This window comes from Flavobacterium sp. (genome assembly GCF_039932285.1).
GTDB lineage: Bacteria > Bacteroidota > Bacteroidia > Flavobacteriales > Flavobacteriaceae > Flavobacterium.
In genome coordinates this window covers 1-5065 of record NZ_JBDTQE010000112.1, presented here as the reverse complement: position 1 = coordinate 5065, position 5065 = coordinate 1, and the positions used below count along the sequence as shown (strand labels likewise).

Below are 5065 nucleotides of genomic sequence, written 5' to 3'. Positions count from 1 at the left end.
ACCGATATGATTGCCGAGGCAGTTGTAGCGCGTAAACTAGAAACAACAGGACACGAAATTCTAAAATCCATCCACCCACACCCAACAATGAGTGAAGCAGTTATGGAAGCCGTTGCCGATGCTTACGGTGAAGTAATTCACTTGTAAAATTCAGTAGCAATTTACAAAATAAAATACAACAATCCGATTGGTACAAACCAGTCGGATTTTTTTATGGGCGTGCCCCTACTTCCACTCCGTTCCAGTAGCGTCAGGCTTTCGGCACTCGCTCTTTATGCTCCACTACGCTCCACACAAAGGAGCTCAAACAAACCCTCAATCCTTCACGCAAAACCAAACAATAAAATCAATTCTTTTTTACTCTAGAAATTGGCATTCGATAGTATTATTTCAATTAAAAATTCCTACATTTAAGACCGAAATTCTACTAATCATGAATTGGACAGCCAAACCCATCGTACACAAAGGAGAAAAGCGAATTGCAGTCTATTTTGAAAAAAATACCGACTTGATCTCTCGCATAAAAAAAATTGAGAATGCTCGATGGAGCCAACAAAAATTAGCGTGGCACATTCCAGATACAGAAGAAAATAGAATTCGGTTTAAAATTATCCCAATCGCTTATTCCTTTCCTTCAGAAGAAGGCATCGCACAAATAGAAAAATTCAAACAATGGATGCGCTCCAAACGCTACAGCGAGAGCACAATTGGTTCCTATAGTGAAGCCTTAAAATCCTTTCTCGTCTTTTACAGAGAGAAGCCCATTGCTGAAATTAATAAAGAAGATGTCATTATTTACAATAACGATTATTTGCTTAAGAATAAACTTTCTGCATCGTATCAAAACCAAATAGTAAATGCCATTAAATTATTTTTCACTATCATACAAGATTCAAAAATAGATATCAAAGAAATTCATCGTCCTAAAAATGCCAAAACATTACCAAACGTTTTAAGCAAAGAAGAAACCTTAAAACTCATCGATTTTACAACCAACCTAAAACACAAAACATTATTAGCCTTAATCTATTCGTCTGGACTCCGAATTAGTGAAGCCCTCAATATGAAACTCATAGATATTGACAGCCAACGAATGTTAATTCACGTAAAAAATGCGAAAGGCAAAAAAGATCGTTATACCTTATTATCTACAAAAGTATTAGCCTTGTTAAGAGAATATTATACAATTTACAAACCTAAAACTTTTATATTTGAAGGACAGAATAGCCCACAATATAGCAGTCGAAGTGCTCAGCAAGTCCTCCAACAATCGGCATTAAAAGCCGGAATTGAAAAACACATCAGTTTGCATACTTTACGCCATAGCTTTGCCACGCATTTATTAGAAAATGGTACCGATTTACGCTACATTCAAGACTTATTAGGACACAGCAGCCCAAAAACAACAATGATTTATACACATGTAAGTAGTGTATCACTAAAAAAAATAATTAATCCCTTTGATATGTAAGAAATAATTTTAAATTTGTAAAGAACAAACAAGAAAATAACCCGCAAGAAAATAGGCAAAAACTTGCGCCCATTGTTCCATATCGGAACAAAACAGGTCAAATTTATTCGCCTATATACTAGTTGGCAAACAGCTTGGAAAAACCGAAGTGTGAATAAAGATATAATGTTTTCATAAATAATAAAAATTAAAAAAATATGTATTCAAAATTAAAGGCTGAAAAACTAACTAAAGAATTTGATTACTTAAAAACTAAATCATATTTCCCATTTGGAGAAGAAGGACGTGAATTTAAAATTACAGACTTAAAAACTAGAGAACCTCGAATTTCTCATTTACAATCAGAAGTTTTAAAAAAGAAACACCCTGGAGATTATGAAAACAAACTTGCTGAAACAAAGGAAAAAAGTATAGAATGGAAAGTAATTGTAATTATTACTAACGAAACAGACAAAATTGAAGTTGAATTAGAAGAAGTTTTAAAAGTTTTAAAAATTAGACACGACATAAGTAAAATATTTAATTAAGTTATTTCATTTTTAATATTTTCTATTAACTGTTCAAAACTTGAATCATTAAGTATGCAATGAAATGTAGAATATATTTGTGTTTCAACTTTTTTTTGAATTGTTTGTACTTCTTCTAAAGAGTAACCTGAAAGTAACTTTAAAATCTCTATTGAAACTAAATCTAATTTATCGTATTGTGACATAATAATTGAATTTAAAAATGTGTTTCACTTGATAGCGGTGGAAACACGAAACCGAAAATAAAGCCGATTTGCCAACAGCGGTTTGCTGCAATTGCGAGAAATGTGCTAAAATCACGTTCATTTTCCGCAAGAACAATTATCTTAGCAGAAAATATTTTGTTACGAAGCTCGCAACTGACAGCAAGCCACAATCCGTTGGTGGCAAGCTTACCTAAAATCGTATAAAACAACCTTTTATGAACGAAAATGAAAAAATATTTTTTAACAATACCAATGTTTTAGAAATTCATTATTGGCTAAAAAATAATTCGCATAAAATGGACGCTCTAATTGAAAATAGATGCGAACACGAAGTTTTATACTTAATAAAAGAAATTGCAAAAACTTACTCTTTAAGTATTCTAATTGAAACCGAACCAACCGCAGAAGGTGGTTTAAGAAAATGGTTCACAATAGTATCGAAAGAAGAAAACAAAAAAGCAACAATTACAACTACGATTATTGTTGCCCTTATTACTGTTCTTTTAACAACTCCCATCGCAAAAGTTTCTGAAAAGCTAATTGATAAGCTTTTTGAAGATACGGAGATTAATGATATGCAAAAAGAAAAACTAAAATTAGAAATAGAAAAATTAAAAGAAGAAGCTGTAAAAAGAAATTCACAAATTGAGTCTAATAACATAATAAAGAAAAGAAAATCAAATTTTTATGAAAGTTTAGAGGGATATTCTGAAATTGAAAAAGTTTCTTTTTTATCTACAAACGAGGAAAAAGAAAATGTTTTTTTAGAAAGAACTGTTTTTAAAAATGAATTTAAAAACTTCATTTTAGTTACTGACGAGCTTTCTCCTATCGAAATCGAATCTGCTAATATTGAAATAATTTCACCAGTCTTAAAGAAAGGTAAATATAAATGGATGGGATATTTTAGTGGTGAACCGATAATTTTCAGTATGCAATCAAGTGAATTTAAGACAATAGTTCAAAATGGAGATATTGAATTTAAAAATGGTTCTTCTATTAATTGCTTTCTAAAAATCAAACGTCAAATAGATAACGAAGGAGTTGAAAAAATAATTGGTTATGAAGTTGTTAGAGTTAATCATTATTTTGAGAATGAGAAACCAATCGAAACTAAAGAAGGTAAAAAATATAGAAAAATTAAAGAAGCTGAAAAAAATCAAATGAACCTATTGGACGATTTAGGTTTAGCAATAAACGATAAATAAAAAGCCAGCCACCAACAGCCGTTTGGCGAGATTGGGGTTTTAGTGGAATTAGCGTTTTTTATCATATCTTCGTTTCGGCAGAAAATACTCTGCTTTAAAGTCCCCAACCTCGCCAAGCGCCAAGACGTTAGCTGTAATTTTAAAAAATCACGGTAGAAATGACAAATTCATATAAAAATTTTTATTGGATTACTACAATTGATAATCATGAAAATTGGTTTGTAGTCTCTTTTGATGAATACTTAGCCGAAAATTTTTTCATAAAAATGGAAGGCTATGATATCGAACTTGTTCATGCAAAAAAAGTTTGTAGTGTTATTATTGATGAAAATGAAGATGAATCATATTTTCCATCAGACGAAATGTTACTTCAAAATGGCTTTGAAATTATTAATAACGAAATTCCAAAAATCGTTTGGAAAGATGGAAAGAAATATTGTCAAGGCAACATACTCAATTCCATAATAATCGAAAAAAGTAAAAATAAATTAGGCTTATATATTATTGACACTCATAATTCAAATTTATACAAAATTGGAATTACGAAAAATATAACTCAACGTTTAAAACAATTTGAAACTGGAAATCCTTTTGAATTTACTCTAATTGATTTTTTTTTAACCGAAAATTGCAGAGAACTAGAAAGGTTAATACATAAAAAATTATTAAAAAATAAATATCGAAAAGAATGGTTTAAACTGAATACCGTGGAATTAAAAGAAATTGGCAATTTTGCTAGAAATTTTATTGGAAAGTCAAATTATCTTGATGAAATAGTTAGTCCGTTTTCAGAAATTAAAATTGAAGATGAACAACTCAATAATCACATTAAAGAAAACGATTTACCTTTCTAAAAAAAACTACAGCTAACAGCCGTTTGGCGAGATTGGGGTTTTAGGCTTAATTTAAAGATGGTTTTGTACTTGGAAAATTTGTGTTTAATGGAAAAATCTCGCATCTTTACTCCCCAACCTCGCCAAGCGCCAAGACGTTGGCAGTAATGTTAGAAAATCTCATGGACGAAGAAACTACTTATTTCGAAATAACAGAAAGCGGAGATTTTATCCGAATTGACCTAATTGGTCTAAATTATCCAAATGCGGAATTAGATTGGGACAGAAATTGGATAAGTGGAATTGTTAAAGTAAAAGCTGGCGTATTTTCTGGAGAATTCAAAGCAGATTTTATGACAGTTGATTTCTTTAGTTTCAAAAATGAATTAGTTAAACTTTATGACAATCTAAACGGAATTGCAACATTTCACACTTTAGAAAGTCAAGTTGAAATGAAAATTGTAGGAGATGGAATTGGACATCTAAATGCTGAATGCGTTGTAATGGATAACGCAGGAAATGGAAATAAACTAAAATTTGAAATTAGTTTTGACCAAACTCATGTTCCGAAAATATTGAACCAACTTGAAAAGATTGTAAACAAGTTTCCGAAAACTGGCGAACTGAAATAAAAAACACTACTGCCAACACACGTTTTGCGCTATTGCTAAATTTATGGTAGCCGGACGTTTTTCTTCCGCAAGAAATATTATCTTAGTGGAAAATATTCGGTTCCGAAGCTCGCAACAGTCGCAAAGCGCGGGAACGTTAGCAGTAATGGCACCGCAGAACGTAAATAAAAACCTGTAAATCAGATATT

At 31.2% G+C, this 5065-nt stretch carries 6 protein-coding genes and 1 pseudogene; 6 read left to right on the top strand and 1 reads right to left on the bottom strand.

Features of this window, described 5'->3' with window-relative positions; genetic code table 11:
• From ABI549_RS13355 to ABI549_RS13345, 3 genes and pseudogenes are all read left to right on the top strand, one after another.
• Window positions 1-147 (top strand): annotated as a pseudogene (locus ABI549_RS13355) (dihydrolipoyl dehydrogenase); the annotation flags it as partial.
• A gap of 127 nt (window positions 148-274) precedes the next feature.
• Window positions 275-1471, top strand: a complete 1197-nt coding sequence (locus tag ABI549_RS13350; RefSeq protein ID WP_348076956.1) for a site-specific integrase — start codon at window positions 275-277, stop codon at window positions 1469-1471.
• 197 nt (window positions 1472-1668) lie between these two features.
• Window positions 1669-1998 (top strand): hypothetical protein, encoded by a 330-nt coding sequence (locus tag ABI549_RS13345; RefSeq protein ID WP_348076955.1) that lies wholly within the window; start codon window positions 1669-1671, stop codon window positions 1996-1998.
• On the opposite strand, the gene ABI549_RS13340 is transcribed toward ABI549_RS13345, so the two are convergent.
• Window positions 1995-2183 carry a hypothetical protein gene (locus ABI549_RS13340; RefSeq protein ID WP_348076954.1) on the bottom strand — a complete coding sequence of 63 codons (189 nt, stop codon included), beginning with the start codon at window positions 2181-2183 and terminating at the stop codon, window positions 1995-1997. The genes ABI549_RS13345 and ABI549_RS13340 overlap by 4 nt on opposite strands.
• 236 nt (window positions 2184-2419) lie before the next feature.
• Here ABI549_RS13340 and ABI549_RS13335 point away from each other — a divergent pair, with 236 nt between their 5' ends.
• The 3 genes from ABI549_RS13335 to ABI549_RS13325 all read left to right on the top strand — a co-directional run bounded on the left by ABI549_RS13335 (window position 2420) and on the right by ABI549_RS13325 (window position 4877).
• Window positions 2420-3412 carry a hypothetical protein gene (locus ABI549_RS13335; protein ID WP_348076953.1) on the top strand — a complete coding sequence of 331 codons (993 nt, stop codon included), beginning with the start codon at window positions 2420-2422 and terminating at the stop codon, window positions 3410-3412.
• A gap of 158 nt (window positions 3413-3570) precedes the next feature.
• Window positions 3571-4266: a GIY-YIG nuclease family protein gene (locus ABI549_RS13330; protein ID WP_348076952.1), complete on the top strand. Its 696-nt coding sequence runs from the start codon at window positions 3571-3573 to the stop codon at window positions 4264-4266.
• Window positions 4267-4412: 146 nt separating this feature from the next.
• Window positions 4413-4877 (top strand): hypothetical protein, encoded by a 465-nt coding sequence (locus ABI549_RS13325; RefSeq protein ID WP_348076951.1) that lies wholly within the window; start codon window positions 4413-4415, stop codon window positions 4875-4877.
• The last annotated feature ends 188 nt before the right edge of the window (window positions 4878-5065 follow it).